Origin of the sequence: Rhizobium sp. P38BS-XIX (genome assembly GCF_012641435.1) — a bacterium.
Classification (GTDB): domain Bacteria; phylum Pseudomonadota; class Alphaproteobacteria; order Rhizobiales; family Rhizobiaceae; genus Rhizobium.
The window spans coordinates 187,501-206,162 of the sequence record NZ_JABAIJ010000008.1 but is presented as its reverse complement, the minus strand read 5'-3'; the positions used below and the strand labels follow the sequence as shown (position 1 = coordinate 206,162).

The window sequence follows — 18,662 nt, the reverse complement described above, 5'->3', positions numbered from 1 at the left end:
TTTCTATTCCATTTTGCGCCCACGAAAGTCCAAATTCGACTTTAGCCAAAAAAGCCATCTTGGCACGCGAAGGCTCCGATTCTCTCGCCCCCAGACGCGAGCGAGACTTGTGCATCGAGATAGGTCCGAGCGACGTTATGAATATTGATATTGTGAACGATTTTCTGAGTTTCGCGGAGACTCTAAGTTTTACGCAATCCGCCGAGGATCGAGGAACGACGCAATCGAACCTCAGTAAACGCCTGCGCCAGCTCGAATTGTGGCTTGGCTGCGACCTCATCGATCGCAGAAGCCGGCCGGTTTCCCTGAGCCAGGCCGGGCGAGATTTCGTCCCCGTGGCACGCGGCGTCGTTGCCGAACTGGACGCATTTCGCTCGCGACGCAGGCCATGGAGTGCGGCTGAGGGAGCCGCGATCATCGCCATGCCCCATAGCGCCACGGTCAGTGTCTTTCCCGCGTTCAAACACAAGCTTTCAAAGCACCTTGTCCAGGCGAGCTTCGTCGCGCGGCTTGCAAACCACGACACGGTCGCAACGATGCTCGCAAAATCGGAATGCGATCTGGCGCTGGTGACGTGCCATCCCAAGGTGCCGCAGGCGCAGGAGTTTTCCGTTCTGCGATCGGTCGAGATCGCCACGGAAAACCTCGTCGTCGTCTCGCCTCCGGCCATGGACGAGCGAGCAGTCGCTCCGCTTCATGTGTCGAATAGCCGGACCTACATCGGCCAGATCTGGCATAAATGCCGGTTCGCGTTGCCAGTGACGGAAGAACTGGAGCACGATATGGCCGCCGATATCAGAAGCTATTGCCTATCGGGCGAGGGGAGGGGTGTCTTGCCAAAGAGCCTCGTGGATGCGGATATCGACTCGGGACGGTTACGCCTGGTCCGCTCAAATCCGGCTCTTTCCTATACGTTTTCTCTCTATTGCTCTCCGAAAGCCAGCGCGCAGGCAAAGAAGATATGGTCGGCAGCGGCGGAGATTTATGGCGGCTGACATCGGCGTCATCAGATGCATCACGATTTGCGTGATTGACGCTAAGCCAATGTGCTGCAGGAGGCAGTTTTCTCTTCTCGCAGAATGCTATTGGAACGAGGCACCAGCCTCAACGCCGCAAGGTTGAAACCGCAAAGCGTTCGTTTCTCAAGCGTCAAAGAAATTAGAATATAAATTCTATAGATATATAGTTGTTTGCCGTAGGTTGATGTGCGTTTTCCTACAGGGGCATACACAATGGGCATCAAAGCCAAACTTAAAGCGGCGAGTTTACTCACCCTATGGCTAGCGGCGGCTCCGCTGGCATTTGCGGATGACCAGCCGGTCAAAGGCGGCACGCTGATCTATCTCGAACAGCAGGCGCACACGAACCTTTATCCCCCGGCCGGCGGCTTCTATCCGAACGGCGGCGTGCTCAACCAGATCACCGACAAGCTCACCTACCAGAACCCGAAGACGCTCGAGATCGAGCCATGGATTGCCGAATCCTGGACGATCAACGCTGAGGCGACGGAGTATACGTTCAAGATCCGCAAGGGCGTGACCTTCTCGGACGGCACACCGCTCGATGCCAATGCGGTTGCGAAAAATTACGATACGTTCGGTCTTGGCAACAAGGATCTGAAGCAGCCGGTTTCCGAAGTGATCAATAACTACGATCACAGCGAAGTCGTCGATCCCTCCACCGTCAAATTCTATTTCAAAAAGCCATCGCCCGGCTTTCTGCAGGGAACCTCCGTTATCGGCTCTGGCCTGGTCTCGCTGAAAACGCTGGCGCTATCCTTTGATCAGCTCGGCGATGCGACGAAGATCATCGGTTCGGGTCCTTTTGTCGTTGAGAGCGAAACGCTCGGCAAGCAGCTCTCGTTGAAAGCGCGGGCGGACTACAATTGGGGTCCGAGCAAGCTGGAGCATGAGGGCCGCGCCTATCTGGACGGCATCAAATACATCATCACGGGCGAGGACAGCGTCCGCATCGGCGCTCTGCTCTCCGGACAGGCGGATTTCATCCGCCAGCTACAGGCCTATGACGAGAAGCAGGTCACAGATCAAAGCTTTTCGATATATGCAGCGCCGACGCGCGGTGTGAACGACAGCGTCGCCTTCCGGCCGGATAACCCGCTTGTTGCCGATATCAAGGTTCGTCAAGCGCTTCTGCATGCGACGAACAACAAGGAAATCGTCGATACGCTATTTTCGGCCAATTATCCGCAGGCAAAGTCTATCATCTCCTCGGCGGCCGCCGGCTACACAGATCTGTCGTCGAAGCTGACTTACGACCCGGCTCTTGCCGAAAAACTTCTGGATGAGGCAGGCTGGAAGAAGGGTACGGATGGCGTTCGCCAGAAAGATGGCAAGCCGCTTTCGCTCGCCGTCTACGAATCCTTGCCGCAGCCGCAAAACAAGGCCGTCTTGCAGCTTGTCGCGCAGCAATGGGCAAAGCTCGGCGTCAAGCTTCAGGTTCTTGCCGGCACTTCGGGAAACCTCGTGACCGATAATGTCGACCCGGCAAAGACGCCGCTGGTGGTCGCCGAAGTCGGCCGCGCCGATCCCGACGTCATCAAGAGCCAGTTCTACGCCAAGAATCGGGACGCTCTTTTGCAGAAGGGTGGCCTCAATCCCAAAGCGTCCTTCTCGGATGACAAGCTGAACGGCATCCTGGAAGCCGTTGCCTCCGAGACAGATGGCACCAAGCGATTGGCTGCGGCCAAGGCTGCGCAGGAATATCTGCTCGATCAAGCCTATGTCATCCCGTTCTTCGAGGAGCCGCAGGTCTTTGCAGGCGCTCCTTACGTGAAGGGCGTTGCCTTCGAAGCGGTGGGCCGTCCGTCCTTCTATAGCACATGGCTTGCTGAACACTGACGATATGGCTGGCCCGGCGCGGTGCCGGGCCTCCTGACCCAAAGACACGGTATTGGCATGGCAAGATATATATTATCGAGGTTCGGGCAGGCTTTGTTCGTTTTATGGGCAGCCTTTACCGTATCGTTCATATTGCTGCAGTCGCTCCCGGGCGACGCGGTGCTGATCAAATTCCAGAACCCGGATTATGGGCTGAGCCCCGAGCAGCTTGCCGATATCCGGGCGGCCTACGGCGCCGACGGGTCTTTCCTGCACCAGTATGTCCATGCCCTCTGGAATTTCCTGACGGGTGATTTTGGTTACTCTCTGCAGGCAGGCGTTCCGGTGAGTTCGCTGCTCGCCACCAACCTGCCGCCGTCCCTGCTGCTTGCCGGATTGGGCTTCACAGGCGCGGCGCTGCTTGCTGGACTGATTGCAATCGCCTGCAATCTCTCCGGCTTTTCCTGGCTGCGCGGCCTGATCCAGTCCATTCCCTCGCTCTTCATATCGGTGCCTACATTCTGGCTCGGCATCATGTTTATCCAGATTTTCTCCTTCCGGCTTCGGCTTGTGCCGGTGATCAACCCGGGTCCCTGGGAAGGTCTTCTGCTCCCGGTTCTCACCGTCGCAGTGCCGATTTCGGCTCCGCTTGCGCAGATTCTGTTGAAAAACATAGATGAGGTTCTGACGAGGCCCTTTGTGCCGGTCGCGCGAGCCAAGGGGCTTTCACATGGCAACGTCCTCTGGCGACATGTCGCCAAGAACACACTGCTGCCGGTCTTGACCGTTGCGGGATTGCTGTTCGGGGAGTTGATCGCCAGCGCCGTGATCACGGAAACCGTATTTGGTCTCAATGGCATCGGCGGCCTCACGAAACAGTCAGTCGATAGCCAGGATGTCGCCGTTCTGCAGGCGATTGTCGTCATCGCCGCTACCGCGTTCGTGGTCATCAATCTGGTGGTCGATCTTCTCTATCCCGTGCTCGATCCACGCCTGAAATCCAAGCTGGGAGCTGCATGATGGCGACGCTCGATACCGCGCAACATCAGACCGGCCTTGACGTGTCCGACCGGGAAACAAGGGATGCGCAGGATGCCGGCAGGCGACTGCCCCGTATCCAGCCCGAGCTGCTTCTTGCATGCCTCATTCTCGCAGTGGTTGTTCTATGGGCTCTCGTGCCCGGTGTCTTCACCGTCTATGATCCGATTCAAGGCCTGCCGGGGCAGCACCTGCGGCCGCCGAGCGCCGCGCACCTTCTGGGAACGGATTCGCTCGGCCGGGATCTTTATGCCCGTATCGTCTACGGTGCGGTCCACTCGCTGTCCGGCGCCCTCGCTGCCGTCGCCATCGCTTTTGTGGCCGGTACGACGCTTGGCGTGCTTGCCGGATCGTTCGGCGGCAGGATCGAGACGGTCATCATGAGGCTGGTCGATGTCATGCTCTCGATCCCGGATCTTCTCCTGTCGCTTAGCATCATCGTCCTGCTCGGCTTCGGCACGTTGAATGCCGCAATCGCCGTCGGCTGTACGCTGATTGCCAAATTCGCCCGATTGGTCCGCTCCGAAGTCGTCACGGTACGGCGGAGCGAATATGTCGAGGCCGCGTTCGGGAGCGGCGGTACGTTCTTCAAGGTGCTCTGGCGCCATATTCTGCCCAATTCGCTGACCTCGGTGATCGCCTTTGCGGCGCTGCAAGCCGGATGGGCGATCCTTCAATTGGCGACACTCGGCTTTCTCGGCTACGGCGCACCGCCGCCCACGCCCGAATGGGGACTGCTGATTGCCGAAGGGCGCAACTACATCGCGACTGCCTGGTGGCTGACGACCGCCCCCGGACTCGTCGTTGTCCTGGTCGTCGTATCCATCAATCGCATCAGCCGGACAATCGGGAGCATCGGCAAATGACGGCGCCAATCGTTGGAACAATCACGGACAAGGGTGCCCCCATCCTCGATGTGACAGGCCTCAGAGTTGCCTATCACGACAGAACGGGTCTGCGGACCGTCGTCCACGATATCGATTTCAAGGTGCGAGCCGGTGAGGTCGTTGCGCTGGTCGGCGAATCCGGTTCGGGGAAAAGCTCGACGGCACAGGCGCTGATCGGCCTCCTGCCCGAAGGCGGGTTTCTCCAGCAGGGAAGCATCCTGTTGAATGGGCTGAATATCGCCGGCTGGCCGCAGAAGCGGCTGGATGGCATCCGCGGTTCCGTCATGAGCCTCGTCCCGCAGGATCCGGGCAATTCGCTCAATCCGGTAAGGACGATCGGCGAACAGGTCGCGGAAATCCTGACGGTTCACGGCAAGGCATCTGGAGCGGCGGCCCGCGCTCAGGCCGTGGAGCTGCTGGAACGCGTAGGGCTCAGCCAACCTCAACTGCGCGCCAGGCAATATCCGCATGAGCTGTCTGGCGGCATGCGTCAGCGCGTCTTGATCGCAATTGCCATCGCGTTGAAGCCCTCGCTGATTATCGCCGATGAGCCCACCAGCGCGCTCGACGTTACCGTGCAAAGACACATTCTCGATCTGATCGACGATCTCAGGCGCGAGTATGGCACGGCCGTTCTTCTGGTCACCCATGATTTGGGGGTTGCCGCCGATCGATCCGACAGGCTCATCGTCCTGCAGCACGGCCGCATCCAGGAGCAGGGGCGCACGGCCGATATATTGCGAATTCCGCAAAGCAACTATACGCGACGCCTGCTCGCCGATGCGCCGTCGTTAAACGCGCGGCCGAAATCACAGCGCTCAACTGCACCTGCCATATCGGCAGACGACATCATCGTGGTCGATGGTCTCGTGCAGGATTTCGGGACCGGCAGCGATGGCAGTTTCCGCGCCGTGGACGATGTCTCGTTTCGTGTTCGTCGCGGCAGCACGCATGCCATCGTCGGAGAATCCGGCTCGGGCAAGACGACGACCATACGGATCGTTTCCGCCTTTCAGCGCCCCACTTCCGGAAAGGTTCTGGTCGACGGGTCCGATCTATCCGCGTTGCGTGGCGAAACGCTGCGGCTCTTCCGCAAGAAGATCCAGCTCGTCTACCAGAATCCCTATGGCTCGCTCGATCCTCGCCTGACGATCGCGAGAATCGTCGAAGAGCCGCTTTTGAACTTCGCACGTCTGTCCCGGCGCGAACGCTTGGCAAAGGTGGTCACCACGCTCGACAAGGTCAGGCTGCCGGCAGACATATTGCACCGCCGGCCGAATGCCCTTTCGGGAGGGCAGCGCCAGCGTGTCGCGATCGCGCGCGCTCTTGTGCTCGATCCGCAGATCCTGCTGTTGGACGAGGCGGTTTCGGCGCTTGATGTGACGGTGCAGGCGCAGATTCTCGACCTTCTCGGCGAATTGCAGCGCGAACTCGGGCTGACCTACCTCTTCGTCTCTCACGACCTCGCGGTCGTGCGGCAGATCGCGGATACCGTTTCCGTGCTGAACGGCGGACGGCTGGTCGAGACGGGTCGCGTTGAAGACGTCTTTTCCAATCCCAAGAGCCCTTACACGCGCGAGCTGATCGATGCCGTCCCCGGCAAGACGTTTCCGCGCATCACAGCGCCCACGCTTATCAGTGCAGGATGATCTCCATGAACACACCAACATTCCCGAAGAGACTGGGTTTCTTCAGCCGGGTCCTGGACCAGGTAGATGCCAGAACCCGCTACAGGCTGGTTGCCGAGCAAATTATTCATGCTGAACGGCATGGCTTCGACAGTGCCTGGATCGCGCAGCATCATTTCAACGGTGACGAGGGAGGCCTGCCGGCGCCCCTGGTGTTTCTCGCCGGCCTCGCGTCGCGGACATCTAGCATCCGTCTCGGGACGGGCGTCATTACGCTGCCAATGGAAAACCCGGTGCGCGTCGCTGAAGATACAGCCGTGCTCGACACGCTGCTTGATGGACGCTTGGAAATCGGCTTCGGCACAGGAGGAACTCCACAAGCCTTCCTTCCCTTCGGCCTGGAAAGCAGCCAGCGCACGGAAGTCTACGGCAAGCATCTCGCCGTCGTGCGCGACGCATGGGCCGGCAGAGAGCTGACTGGCGGAAATCGCCTCTATCCCGCAGCGCCGCATTTGCACGACCATGTCTGGCAGGCAACATTTTCCGTTGGCGGCGGCCTGCGCGCCGGTCGCGATGGCGATGGGCTAATGTTGTCGCGCACGCAGCCTCGCCCACCCGAAACGCCGGATGCCAGGCTTTCCGACCTCCAGAATCCGATCATCGATGCCTATCTTTCGGCGTTGCCGTCTGGGCGCCAACCGCGGATCCTGGGCTCGCGCAGCCTTTTTGTCGCCGACAGCAGGAAAGAGGCCCTTTACTTCGCCGATATCGGCCTGCGGCGCATCGTTGAACACTTCAAGGCAACGGGCTTTGCGGTTCCCGGCGAAACAACGGCGGATTTGATCAAGGCGTTCGATGTTCACGTCGGCACCCCTGACGATGTCGTCGCATCGCTTCAGGCAGATACTGCGCTGGCGCGCGTCACGGATCTCGTCTTCCAGGTGCACTCCGTCGACCCGCCGCATGAATATATCCTGCGCTCACTGGAGTTGACCGCAGCCCACGTCGCCCCCGCGCTCGGTTGGCGACAAGACATATCCAACGAGAACGAACGGCGCGTCGCCGCGCGGGTTTGAACAGCAGCGCTTCAGAAAAGGCATCGAAACCATGACTTTGCAGACACGAGACATTATCGATTTGCTCGCGGGAATAGAGTCCGGATCCCATCTCGACGATCTTCGAGCACGACGGCCCGAAACACGCCTCAACGCCCAAAAGAGTTATGAAGCCCTTTTTGAACCGGAGCATTTCGGCAGCGTCACTCCGGCGGAACGCTTTGCCGTTGCCACCTTCGTCGCAGGTCTGCACAAGACCCCGGAGATCAGAAGCTATTATTCCTCCAAACTGCAAGGTGAGGCGCATGGGTCTGATCTTGCTGCCGTTATCGGGACCGAGGTTGAGCGTGGCACGGCAGTTGGTCCCTATGGCCATTATCCCGCCGGCCCGCTATCGAATGAGGATCAATCGGGACTCATCTACGAGGTTTCCAGAGAGAACCGAACCCTGCTTGACCCAAAGCTGAGCGCCGCTCTGGAGCACGCGCACCTGCTGGTATTCCGCCCGCGGGATGCGAGCGCCGCAGCTTTGCAGAAATTGCTTGATGCCGGATGGACGACCACGGGCATCGTAACCCTATCGCAACTCGTCGCATTTCTGGCGTTTCAGATCAGGGTCGTGACCGGTCTAAGGGCACTCGCGGCCAGCGTTGTGATTGCCGAACAGGCTGTGCAAGCCTAATCAGAGGAACAAGGAATTTTCCATGACCGAAACCGCTCTTCACCCGGCAATCGAAAATCGCCCGAACACCTTCACGCAAGCTGAAATCGGTTGGACGCCCTGGCTGCAGCCGCTCACTGAAACGGATCTGACCGACCGTCATTGGGCGGGCCTTGTAGACGCATCGCGTGCAAAGTCTCCCTATTTCATGCTGCTTGTCAGAGATCCGGACATTCTGCAGGCCCGCACGAAGACGGACAAGGATATCTTCTACAACGTGTCGGCCGGTCTTGCCCGCGCCGAACGGGAACTCGCCGCCACGGCGGCATCACGAGCCAATGGCTGCATTTTCTGCGCATCGGTGCACTCGCGATTTGCCTCTCACCATTCGAAGCGCACGGACGATGTGCAACGTCTGCTGGATGACGGTCTAGACGCCGATCTTGGCAGCAGCCGATGGAATGCCGTTGTCGAGACGTCCGCGGCATTGACGTCAACGCCATCTCAATTCGGCGCCGCCGAGATCGCCAGGTTGCGCGAAGAGGGCCTGGACGATCTCGAAATCGCTGACGTGATCCACGGAGCCGCCTTTTTCAACTGGGCAAACCGGTTGATGCTTTCGCTCGGCGAGCCGACACCCGCGGCTTGACACGGACGTTCAGCGGTCGGCAATGCCGTTAGTCGCCTTGGCTACGGAATATCAAGCCCGGCAGGTCTATCGGAACCGCATTCACGGCGAGGGTGTGCCACGGGCTTTCCAGTAATGGTCGATGATGTGGCGGCCGTTTCGCAGGATGCGGTCGCCAATTTCCGGATCTCCGCCCTCGAAGGTATGCGGGTCGCCGCCGCACAAGCGGACGAATAGACTCTGCTGCGCAGTAAAGGCGAAATAGTCACGGTCGGTTGGCTCGAACTCCAGTCCAGCCGACCGGATTTTGTTCGCCACCTCCGCAGCCGCGTCACTGATTGCCTGCTCTATCGTCTCAAGCATGACCTTTTCGGCTGCTTCCCGTATTTCGAGGAATTGCCTCTGTTCAGGCGATAGAATGGGACAGCTTTCGTTCGTCATCCGGATCTCCAAAAATGGCTCAACGTCATCCACGGCCGAAACCGTTCGCCGTACCAGGGCAGCAGCAAGTTCCTTTTGCACTCTTGGCACGCTTCATAGCTGCGCTAGCTACCAAAAGACGAACGGGAGACCGCGATGAAGGTTCAGAAATTCAACATCGCCGACGCGAAACTCGTCAGGTCTCCGGGCCAGGATGGCGATATTTATGTCGGAAATCTGGTGGACGAACGGCATGGCGGCCCGGTTACGATCGGATATGGCCGATACGCCCCGGATCAAAGTCTGACCGAGACGATGGCCGTCGATGACATCATGATCGTTCTGGAAGGACGGATCGCAGTTTCAACCGGCGCCGGTACCGTTATCGCGGGGCCGGGGGAGATCATCTACATGCCGAAAGGCGTGGCGGTGACGATCACGACCGAAGGGGAGGGGGCGCTCACCGCTTATGTCACCTATCCGCATTGGGCCGAAGTTCACGAATAAATTAAGCCCGAGATGGCCGAAGTGACGCCACGCCGTCTCGCGATCCGTCAGCCTCCCGCTGCAACCGCGCGATAGGCTTCACGACCGGCCACCCAGGTGCGCCGAATGGCCGGGACCTCGCCTTCGGGCCATTCCACCAGTATCAGATCGGCCCGGCTGCCGACTTCGATCACACCGCGATCGTGAAGGCCGGATGCGCGTGCGGGATTTCCGGAGACCAGCGGCCAGAGATCCTGCAGCGGGCCGACGCCATCGGCCTTCAGCCGTGCCAATCCAAGCAGCATGGCCGGGTAATAGTAATCGGAGGCGAGAATATCGCACAGGCCTTCGCGGATCATGTCGGCCGCACCGATCGAGGCGAGGTGGCTGCCGCCACGCGTGGCGTTCGGTGCGCCAAAGACGATAAAATCACCGGCAGCACGCGCAGCACGCGCCACACGGCGGTTCATCGGAAATTCGCAAATGCGCGCGCCCCGATCACGATAGAATTCGCGTGTTTCGATCTGGCTATCATCATGGGACAGCATCGGAGCGCCCACAGCCTGACCGAGGGTCGCGACCTCGTTGATTGCGGCCAGGACCTGGGGCCGGCGTTCCCACATCGCGCGCGCCAGGGCGATCATATCCGGAACTGGCAACTTCGCTCTTTTCGCACGTTCGGCCATCTTGTCTGCAAAGACGGGAGAGGCCGGATCAAGGGCCGGAAAATTCGGATCAAGATCGAAAGGGCGTTCCTGCAGTGATATCGACGGATCGAGCAGCAGCATCGAGGTGTGGTCGTTGAACGCAACGGATGGCCGCCGCGGACCGGACAGCGCGTCGCGAATGAGGTCGATCGCCTCGAAACAGAAGGTCTCCCAGCGCAGCTGCACACGATTATCAACCGTCAGACGCGGAGCCAGAATGTCCAGGCCATCGACCACCGCGCGGCCGTTTTCGACCGAGCGCAACCCCGGCTCCCAGCTCAGCGTCAGCGCATGAAACGCCGTCGCAATGCCATTTGCGGCAAGCTGGCGATCGGTCTCGAGCAGCGCCGGCGCAACCGGTAACATTGTGCCCGGCCGTGGCATGAGCTGCCGCTCGAAAGCATCACCGTGAACGTCGACGAACGCAGGAGCAAGCATGCAGCCGCGACCATCGATAACGTCCGCACCATCGCGCGCGCCGTCGATCTCAGCAATGCGCCCCGCTTCGATGCGTACGGATGCGAGCTCCAGACGATCGCCAAAAACAACGGTAGCGCCCTCGACGATGATGGGAGAATTGGACTGCATTGACTTGTTCCGTGACATGAAAGGGTGGGAGCGGCACATGTGGGGCTGCTTTCGGGTCATGCTTACTAGTGCCTGCATATGACAGATTTGAGAACCCCGCTGTGCACGTCGGCGTAAATTCAAGATCTCATCGCCGACGCCGGACGGATCATGCATCTTTCGTGACAAATGTAACCAGTCTGCGAGCGGCTGAAACAGCATGATCATCGGGCGGACAGAGGCTGGGCCTCGATTGAATGGCGGCACCGCGTTTGAGTGGAGCGCGCCAGGCAAGCCCCATGATTGTAACAGGAGCCAGACATGACAAACACGATGCAGAATATCGAAAAGATCGTTGCGGAGACGGGCGAGTGGCTACAGACGAGACCGGGTGAGCGATGCTGCATTCGCGTTTCCGCCGAGGAGACGAAGGGCGCCTATTCGATCGTCGAGATCATCTCAAGCCCGGGCGACAGCACCCCATTGCACGTCCATCAGAACGAGGACGAGCATTTCGTGATCCTCGAAGGCACCGCCCGAATCGCTTTGGGTGACAAGATTTTCGACGTCGACGCAGGAGCGGCCATTACCCTTCCAAGGAAGATTCCGCATGCATGGGGCAATCCGACCGAAAAGCCGCTGTGTTTCGTCGCGACCGTCACACCCGGCGGTGTCGAGCACGCGTTTCGCCTGATCGCGCGCGGAGATTATGCCGAGTTGGCCGCAATTGCCGAGGCGTCCGGCGTAGAGATCGTTGGGCCACCGCTTTTGCCGCTCTGAGATCACACCGCTTGCGAGCGTGAATAAGCTGGAGGGCCGAGCCGAAGATCAATTGAGCTTCTCATGCCGAGGGAGCCTGCATGCAAGCCGTTCGGCGATGTGCTGCTAGCGCAAGGCGGAAGGCTCCCTCGTTAGGATGTCGCGAGACAAAACGATCTCGATATGGGTGTCCGTGTTCTCATATCTATATAATTAACGTGTGAAGTATATTGACAAACGCATTGGTCTGCATCAACCTTAATATTTGAATAAATGGTTCAAATAATGAACCTGAATGGGAACAGACCAATGACTGCTATGCTCGGCTTTGCCGACCTCATTCTTATGAATGGACGAATCTATACTGTTGAATCGACCAAGCCATGGGTGGAAGCGCTTGCCGTCAAGGACGGACGTATCATGGCCGTCGGAAACCGGGCCGAGATCGAAGCGCTGAAGGGCACGGAGACGCAGGTCGTCGATCTTGCCGGCAAGATGGCGATGCCCGGCTTCGTCGATATCCACAATCACATCATGATGGGCGGACAGGCAGACCTGTTCGAAACCCAGATCCCGGCCGGTGCCTCGGTCGATGCGATCTGCGCCCATGTCCGTACCCAGGCCGAGATCGTGCCGCAGGGGCAATGGATTATCGCCAATCAATGGGGCGCCGACATGATCACGGCGTTGAACAGCGAGGCTTCGCTAGCGAAGCTCGATGCGGCAGGCGTCGGCCATCCCGTTCTTCTGCGCGACGAGACGATGCACAATCGCTGGGTCAACAGCGAGGCGATGAGGCTTGCCGGCATTTCCGACAACCAGCCCGATCCGCCGCAAGGTTCCTTCGGCCGCGATCCCGTCACCGGCAGGCTGACCGGCCTGCTGATCGAATCCGCCGCGGGTATAGTCGAGCGGACGGCGGCCGAGGCTTTTACCGAAGAGATGGGCGAGGCGGCCGTCGCCCGTGCCATCGAGATCGTCAATTCCTACGGCGTCACGGCCTTCCAGGATGCGGCGTCCGTGCTGCCGATCCTGAAGGCGCTCAAGCATCTCGACATCAAGGGCAAGCTGACCGCCTGGGCCGTGACATCTCTGCCGCTGATCGAACCGAGCTTCATGTTTGGTCTCTCAGGCGATGCACTTCTGGCCTTGCGCGACGATTTTCGCAGCGCGCATGTGAAGCCGAACTTCACGAAGATCTTTCTGGATGGCGTCCCCGGCGCACGCACGGCGGCCTTCCATGATGCCTATGTGGCCGACGTCGCCCATCCGGAAGGCTATCGCGGCGAAGTGCTGGTGAGCTATCCGGATCTCGTTCGCCACATCGACAAGTCCGAAAAGCTCGGCATGGGATTGAAGATCCATTGCACCGGCGATTATGCCGTGACCGAGATGCTCGATGCGGTCGAGGCCGTCAGGCACTTCAACGGTCCCACAGAGATCAAGCATCATATCGCCCATGCGAGCTACATCCGGGATGAGGATGTCAGCCGCTTCGGCCCGCTTGGCGTGGTCGCCGACCTCTGCCCGATGATCTGGTATCCGACGACCTTCCTTGAAGGGCACAAGGAAGCGATGGGTGAGGAACGCGCCACCCGCTTCTGGCCGATCGCGAGCCTGAAGACCACCGGAGCGCTGCTTGCCGGCGGCTCAGACTGGCCGGTCATTCCGATCCCCGACCCGTGGAATGGCATCGAAGGCATGGTGACACGTCAGAATCCATCCGGCGCCTTCCCTGGCGTCTCGCTCTGGGCAGAACAGGCGATCGACCTTGCCTCAGCGATCGAGATCTACACGCTGAATTCCGCAAAGGCGATGCGGATCGACGCGGAGACGGGGTCACTGACTGTCGGCAAGTCCGCAGACATCATCGTGCTCGATCAGAACGTCTTCGAGGTGCCGGCCGATCGGATCGCCGATACCAGGGTTCTGACCACCTATTTCGCGGGGCAGGCCGTCTACCAGCGCTAACCGGCGCGCGGCGAAGAGGAAACGCCGCACAAAAAAGGGAAGGGAACAACATGAAACTGAGATCCGTATTCATCGCTCTGGGTCTGGCTGCGGCCGGCCTGGCATTCACGGGGTCGTCGGCATTCGCGGCCGGTCCGACCTGCAAGGACGGCCCGATCAAGATCGGCGCCGTCTCCACGGTCACGGGCGTCGTCGATTTTTCTGATGCGCCAAAGGCGACCAAGGCGGTTTTCGAGCAGCTGAACGAGGCTGGCGGCATCAACGGCTGCAGGATCGAATATTCGCTGGCCGACGATAAGGGCGATCCGCAAGTGGCCGCCCAAGCGGCCCGCGACCTCATCGACAACAAGGGCGTGGTAGCGCTTGCGGGTGGCGCAAGCCTGCTCGACTGCGCCGTCAACGCCGGCACATACAATCGTAATGACGTACTTGCCGTTCAGGGCGTCGGCGTCGATCCGCTTTGTTTCAACGCGCCGAGCATTTCCCCCGTCAATGTCGGCCCCTTCACGCTGACGACGGTCATGCTCGACTATGCGACCAAGAACCTCGGGGCAAAGAAGGTCTGCGCCTTCTTCCTGATTCTCGGTGGCACGCAGGAAGCCTATGGTAATGCGGTCGCTGCCTGGCAGAAGCTGACCGGCAACAAGGTAGGCCTCGTCGACATGACCCTGCCGCCGCAGGGCGATCTAACGCCCTACGTCATCAAGGCGCGCGATGCCGGTTGCGATGCGGTGCTCACAAACCAGGTCGAGCCGGGTGTCGTGCAGTGGGTCAAGACCGCTGACGCGCAGAAGATCTCCGGCATCAACTGGCTGTTCCTCGCACCCGGTTACACGGAAGGTGTCGCTAAAGCTTTGGCCGACAGCAAGCAGCCGATCTATGTCGGCACAGAATGGGAGCCCTATACCGAGAACAACGAGGCCAATGCCGACTGGATCAAGACCATGGACAAGGCCGGCCTCGCAAAGACCGCCTTCTCGCAGGGCGGCTATCTCGCCGCCAAGGTGATGATCGACACGATTTCCAGCATCGATGGCGATGTCACTCGCGATGCCGTGACGTCGGCGCTGAAGCAAGGCAAAGAGCTGCACTACTCGCTGGCCGGCAGTCCTTACGTCTTCGGTGATGCCCGTGCGCATTCGCCGATGAAGTCGACCAAGGTCATGCAGCTCGTTGATGGCAAATGGACGGTGAAGACACCGGATTGGTACACGCTGGCGAAGGCCAAGTAATGGCTCGCGTGCCCGGTCCTGTCTGCGAAGCGCAGGACCGGGCAGGTGCCTCGATGCGACGATCTGATCTGGCGAGGCAGGATTTGCCCGCTTCCGGAGTTCCGCGATGAATGCTCTTTTTACGGCCGCTGTTGCTGGTCTTTCTGCAGGGGGTGCATATGCCATCCTGGGGGTCTGCGCGATTTTCACCTACCGGCTCGTCGCCGTGGTGAATTTCACCGGTGCTGCAATCGGCGCCACCGGCACCTTCATCATGGTCGCGCTGCATGAGGCCGGCGTGCCGCTGCTGCTTGCCGCTCTGTTGGGGATCGCCGGCGGCGCTCTGGCTGGCGTCCTCATCGGTCTCGTTATGACGAGCTGGTTTGCCAACACCAACGCCTCCACCAAGGCGGCGGTAACGGCGGCCCTTCTCGTCGGCATCATTGCTATCGGCCTACGGCTGGCCGGCGGCCAGCATCCGCATTATTTTCCGGAAATCATTGCAGGATCGGCGTTTCGGCTTGCCGGTGTCGAAGTCACCTGGGCTGCGGTAACCACGCTGCTTCTCTCCGTCGTCTTCACCATCATTACCGAGCAGTTTCTCGCTCGCACGCGCATAGGCTTGCAACTGCGAGCACTGTCGCAACGGCCGATGGCGGCGGAGCTGATCGGCATTCGGGTGCGGCTGCTCGCACTCGGCGTCTGGGCGGTGACCGGAGCCGTCACCTCCTTCGCGCTGATGGTCATAGCGCCGCTGCGCTCGCCGGATTTCGCCTCGCTGAGCCTGCTCGTCGTGCCGGCACTGGCCGCAGCCCTGATCGGCGCCTTCGCCAGCTTCCGCGCAGCACTCCTCGGCGGCCTGACGATCGGCATCCTGGAAGGTGCGGTGAGCGCCATCGATTTCGTCAGCCAGTACCGCAGTACCGTTCCCTTCATCGTCATTCTTGCCGTCCTTCTATGGTCGCAGAGAGGAGCCCGCTGGGATGAAGCACGCTAGTTTCCGCGCCGCGTTCGTCACGGCCCTTTCGCTTGCGGCCGTCGGCGCACTCATTCTCTTGCTGCTGCCGAAATACTGGGTGTTTCTGCTGACGGCCGTTTTCATCACAGGCATTGCGCTCCAGAGCCTCGGTCTCGTTGCCGGGCGCACCGGCATGATCTCGCTCTGCCAGATGTCCTTTGCCGGCGTCGGCGCCTGGGTCACGGGATACCTCAATGTTATCGAGGCGCCCGGCGGCCTTCTCGTCTGGATGATAATCGGCGGCCTCGCGGCAGTGCCCGTCGGCATCGCCATCGGTCTGCCGGCATTGCGCCTGCGCGGCATCAACCTTGCGATCGTCACGCTTGGCTTCGCAGCAGCCTTCGATACGGTGCTGGCGACCATCACGTTTCCGGGGCAGACGACGTTTACGCAGGTGGTCCGTCCCGCTCTCTTCGAGAGCGACTACGGCTTCTTCATCTTCGTGCTTCTGACTTACGGCGTGATTGCCGTGACGCTCGAATTCATCAGCCGGTCACGACTCGGAGCCTCCTGGCTGGCCGTCCGGCATTCGGAGCGGGCAGCTGCGGCGCATGGCGTCTCGATCCCGCGGGCGAAGCTGAGCGCCTTTGCCATCAGCGCATTCATTTCCGGCGTGTCGGGCGGCCTGCTGGCGGGTTATCTGGGCACGCTGGTCTCGGAAAACTTCTCGATGATGCAATCCCTGGCGCTTTTTGCCGTAGCGACAATGGTCGGGGCGCATTTCACTCTCGGGGCCGTCATCGGCGGCATGTTGATCACGCTGTTTCCGGAACTCTTGCGCCGACTCAATCTGCCCCAGGATGTCGGCAACGTCTTCTTCGCGATCGGCGCGGTGCATGCGCTTTCTTCCGGCGAGACGATCAGCGAGACCTGGGGGCGGCTCGGTCGCAAGCTGCTTCCCAAGCGTCGTTCGGCCAGCGCCCATCGCGAGGTGGGCCGACTTCCGCCGGCTGCGGTCCATGAGCCGGGGCTGGCGTTGGAAATCAGCGATCTCACGGTCCGCTATGGTGCCGTGGTCGCTCTCGACAAGGTCAATCTGCACGTGCCTGCGCGCACCGTCGTCGGCCTCGTCGGACCGAACGGCGCGGGCAAGTCCACCATGGTCGATGCCATCGCCGGGTTTCTCGCCCGCTACGATGGTTCGATCAGGTTGAATGGCAAAGCGTTGGAAGGCATTTCGGCCAATAGTCGCGCCCGGCTGGGCATTCGCCGCACCTGGCAGACGACGCGCATTGCGCCGGAACTCAGCGTCGGAAACTACGTGCGGCTTGCGGCCGGCGCGATCAGCGACCATGAACTCGCCGCCATCCTGCAATGGTTCGATTGCCCGCCGGCCGATACGCCGATCGCGTCCATCGATGCCGGAACACGCCGGCTGCTCGATGTCGCCGGTGTCGTCGCATCCCGCGCGCCGGTCATCCTTCTCGATGAGCCGGCGGCCGGCCAATCCTATGCCGATGCGGTGAAGCTGGGCGAGCGCATAGCCGCTATCCCCGAGACTTTCGGCAGTGCCGTGCTTCTGATCGAGCACGACATGGATCTCGTACGGCGGGCCTGCTCGGCGATCACGGTGTTCGATTTCGGACGCGTGATCGCCAACGGCGCGCCGCAAACCGTCCTTGCCATGCCGATCGTCCAGAAAGCCTATATGGGCATCGAACTCGAGGAGGCCGCCGAATGACTACACTTTCCATCAAGGGTCTCGTCGTCAATCGCTCCGGCATTCCCGTCGTTCGCGGCGTCGATCTCTCCGTCTCAAGCGGCGAAATCAGCGTCCTGCTCGGCTCCAACGGTGCGGGCAAGACGACGTTGCTCGAAAGCCTCTCGGGGATCATTCCAGCAGCAGCCGGCTCTGTCTCGCTGGATAATGTGGAGCTTCTAAAGCTGAGGGCAGGCCTGCGCGCCCGCGCCGGCATCAGCCATGTCGAGCAGGGGCGGACCGTCTTTCCGGAAATGACGACGGAGGAAAACCTCAAGGTCGCACTCGATCCCTCCGCTCATCTGCAGGAGGCCTACGATCTCTTTCCTGAGCTGCTTCAGCGGCGCACTATCAAGGCCGGTATGTTGTCCGGCGGCGAGCAACAGATGGTCGTCATCGCCCGCTCGCTGCTGACACGACCTAAGGTGATCATGATCGATGAAATGTCCTCCGGTCTCGCACCTGTCATCGTCAGCCGTCTGATGCGGGCGGTCAGGCAATTGGCAGACGCCGGCATGGCGGTTATTCTGGTGGAGCAATTCGCGGCGCTTGCGCTTGCGATCGGCAACCGGGCCTATGTGCTGCGAAGAGGCGCCATCGTGTATGATGGCGATTGCAGGGCGCTCGGCGATGATCCTACGCAGCTTCATCGTCTTTACCTCGGGGATGCCGCCGCCTAACGCAGTTTTCGTCACCGTGGATCTCCACCGCGTGTTTTTTGTATGAGCGGAGTGGGCCGCAAATTTCGTGGTAGATGCGATCAAATCTCCAGAGTGGAACGACCTCGCTCAAGTCAGGCGCAATTTTGGAACCTCCTGGCTTTTGGTCGGTTGTGCGTCAAGGAAAGCTAATTTCATTCGGAGCCAGGCATGAGCGAGTTGAAAAAAGGCGATAAGGTCGCCTGGAACACAAGCCAGGGCAGGACCAAAGGCAACGTCGTGAAGAAGCAAACCAGCCCGACGCGGATCAAAGGTCACGAGGTGAAGGCATCGAAATCCGAGCCGCAATTTATCGTGGAAAGCGAGAAGTCGGGAAAACGTGCCGCGCATAAACCCGATCAGTTGAAGAAAATCTAGTTTGGCCTCGCAAC

The 18,662-nt window shown here is 60.2% G+C and carries 18 protein-coding genes; 16 read left to right on the top strand and 2 right to left on the bottom strand.

Features of this window, described 5'->3' with window-relative positions:
• Positions 1-137 precede the first annotated feature (137 nt).
• The 8 genes from HGP17_RS24445 to HGP17_RS24410 all read left to right on the top strand — a co-directional run bounded on the left by HGP17_RS24445 (position 138) and on the right by HGP17_RS24410 (position 8,755).
• Complete coding sequence (locus HGP17_RS24445; RefSeq protein ID WP_168813046.1) at positions 138-995, top strand: LysR family transcriptional regulator; 858 nt, start codon at positions 138-140, stop codon at positions 993-995.
• A 237-nt stretch (positions 996-1,232) separates the two neighbouring features.
• Positions 1,233-2,858, top strand: coding sequence for a TIGR04028 family ABC transporter substrate-binding protein (locus HGP17_RS24440; RefSeq protein ID WP_205926110.1), 1,626 nt, complete (start codon positions 1,233-1,235; stop codon positions 2,856-2,858).
• A gap of 57 nt (positions 2,859-2,915) precedes the next feature.
• Entirely contained in the window at positions 2,916-3,857 is a 942-nt protein-coding gene (locus HGP17_RS24435) for an ABC transporter permease (protein WP_168813045.1), read from the top strand.
• Entirely contained in the window at positions 3,857-4,741 is an 885-nt protein-coding gene (locus HGP17_RS24430) for an ABC transporter permease (protein ID WP_168813044.1), read from the top strand. Before HGP17_RS24435 ends, HGP17_RS24430 begins: the two co-directional genes overlap by 1 nt.
• Positions 4,738-6,411 (top strand): ABC transporter ATP-binding protein, encoded by a 1,674-nt coding sequence (locus HGP17_RS24425; protein WP_168813043.1) that lies wholly within the window; start codon positions 4,738-4,740, stop codon positions 6,409-6,411. Before HGP17_RS24430 ends, HGP17_RS24425 begins: the two co-directional genes overlap by 4 nt.
• 5 nt (positions 6,412-6,416) lie before the next feature.
• Positions 6,417-7,466: a putative FMN-dependent luciferase-like monooxygenase gene (locus HGP17_RS24420; RefSeq protein WP_168813042.1), complete on the top strand. Its 1,050-nt coding sequence runs from the start codon at positions 6,417-6,419 to the stop codon at positions 7,464-7,466.
• A 31-nt stretch (positions 7,467-7,497) separates the two neighbouring features.
• A complete protein-coding gene (locus tag HGP17_RS24415; RefSeq protein ID WP_168813041.1) occupies positions 7,498-8,127 on the top strand; it encodes a CMD domain protein in 630 nt (209 codons plus the stop codon).
• A gap of 22 nt (positions 8,128-8,149) precedes the next feature.
• Positions 8,150-8,755, top strand: coding sequence for an alkylhydroperoxidase domain protein (locus HGP17_RS24410; protein ID WP_168813040.1), 606 nt, complete (start codon positions 8,150-8,152; stop codon positions 8,753-8,755).
• Between the two features lie 81 nt (positions 8,756-8,836).
• Here the strand turns inward: HGP17_RS24410 and HGP17_RS24405 are convergent, their stop codons facing one another.
• Positions 8,837-9,208 carry a hypothetical protein gene (locus HGP17_RS24405; RefSeq protein ID WP_348648989.1) on the bottom strand — a complete coding sequence of 124 codons (372 nt, stop codon included), beginning with the start codon at positions 9,206-9,208 and terminating at the stop codon, positions 8,837-8,839.
• A gap of 102 nt (positions 9,209-9,310) precedes the next feature.
• Here HGP17_RS24405 and HGP17_RS24400 point away from each other — a divergent pair, with 102 nt between their 5' ends.
• Positions 9,311-9,661 (top strand): ethanolamine utilization protein, encoded by a 351-nt coding sequence (locus HGP17_RS24400; RefSeq protein WP_168813039.1) that lies wholly within the window; start codon positions 9,311-9,313, stop codon positions 9,659-9,661.
• A gap of 47 nt (positions 9,662-9,708) precedes the next feature.
• Here the strand turns inward: HGP17_RS24400 and HGP17_RS24395 are convergent, their stop codons facing one another.
• On the bottom strand, positions 9,709-10,935 hold the full coding sequence (locus HGP17_RS24395; protein WP_168813038.1) for an alpha-D-ribose 1-methylphosphonate 5-triphosphate diphosphatase: 1,227 nt from the start codon (positions 10,933-10,935) through the stop codon (positions 9,709-9,711).
• Positions 10,936-11,235: 300 nt separating this feature from the next.
• On the opposite strand from HGP17_RS24395, the gene HGP17_RS24390 reads away from it, so the two are divergent.
• From HGP17_RS24390 to HGP17_RS24360, 7 genes are all read left to right on the top strand, one after another.
• The gene (locus HGP17_RS24390; protein ID WP_205926109.1) at positions 11,236-11,694 is read left to right on the top strand and encodes a cupin domain-containing protein; all 459 of its coding nucleotides are present in this window, start codon (positions 11,236-11,238) and stop codon (positions 11,692-11,694) included.
• 288 nt (positions 11,695-11,982) lie between these two features.
• Positions 11,983-13,644 (top strand): amidohydrolase, encoded by a 1,662-nt coding sequence (locus HGP17_RS24385; RefSeq protein ID WP_168813037.1) that lies wholly within the window; start codon positions 11,983-11,985, stop codon positions 13,642-13,644.
• Positions 13,645-13,694: 50 nt separating this feature from the next.
• Positions 13,695-14,876: an ABC transporter substrate-binding protein gene (locus tag HGP17_RS24380; RefSeq protein ID WP_168813036.1), complete on the top strand. Its 1,182-nt coding sequence runs from the start codon at positions 13,695-13,697 to the stop codon at positions 14,874-14,876.
• 106 nt (positions 14,877-14,982) lie between these two features.
• Entirely contained in the window at positions 14,983-15,852 is an 870-nt protein-coding gene (locus HGP17_RS24375; RefSeq protein ID WP_168813035.1) for a branched-chain amino acid ABC transporter permease, read from the top strand.
• The gene (locus tag HGP17_RS24370; RefSeq protein ID WP_168813034.1) at positions 15,839-17,554 is read left to right on the top strand and encodes an ATP-binding cassette domain-containing protein; all 1,716 of its coding nucleotides are present in this window, start codon (positions 15,839-15,841) and stop codon (positions 17,552-17,554) included. Before HGP17_RS24375 ends, HGP17_RS24370 begins: the two co-directional genes overlap by 14 nt.
• Positions 17,551-18,252: an ABC transporter ATP-binding protein gene (locus HGP17_RS24365; RefSeq protein ID WP_168813033.1), complete on the top strand. Its 702-nt coding sequence runs from the start codon at positions 17,551-17,553 to the stop codon at positions 18,250-18,252. Before HGP17_RS24370 ends, HGP17_RS24365 begins: the two co-directional genes overlap by 4 nt.
• 189 nt (positions 18,253-18,441) lie before the next feature.
• Positions 18,442-18,648, top strand: a complete 207-nt coding sequence (locus HGP17_RS24360; RefSeq protein ID WP_168813032.1) for a DUF2945 domain-containing protein — start codon at positions 18,442-18,444, stop codon at positions 18,646-18,648.
• The last annotated feature ends 14 nt before the right edge of the window (positions 18,649-18,662 follow it).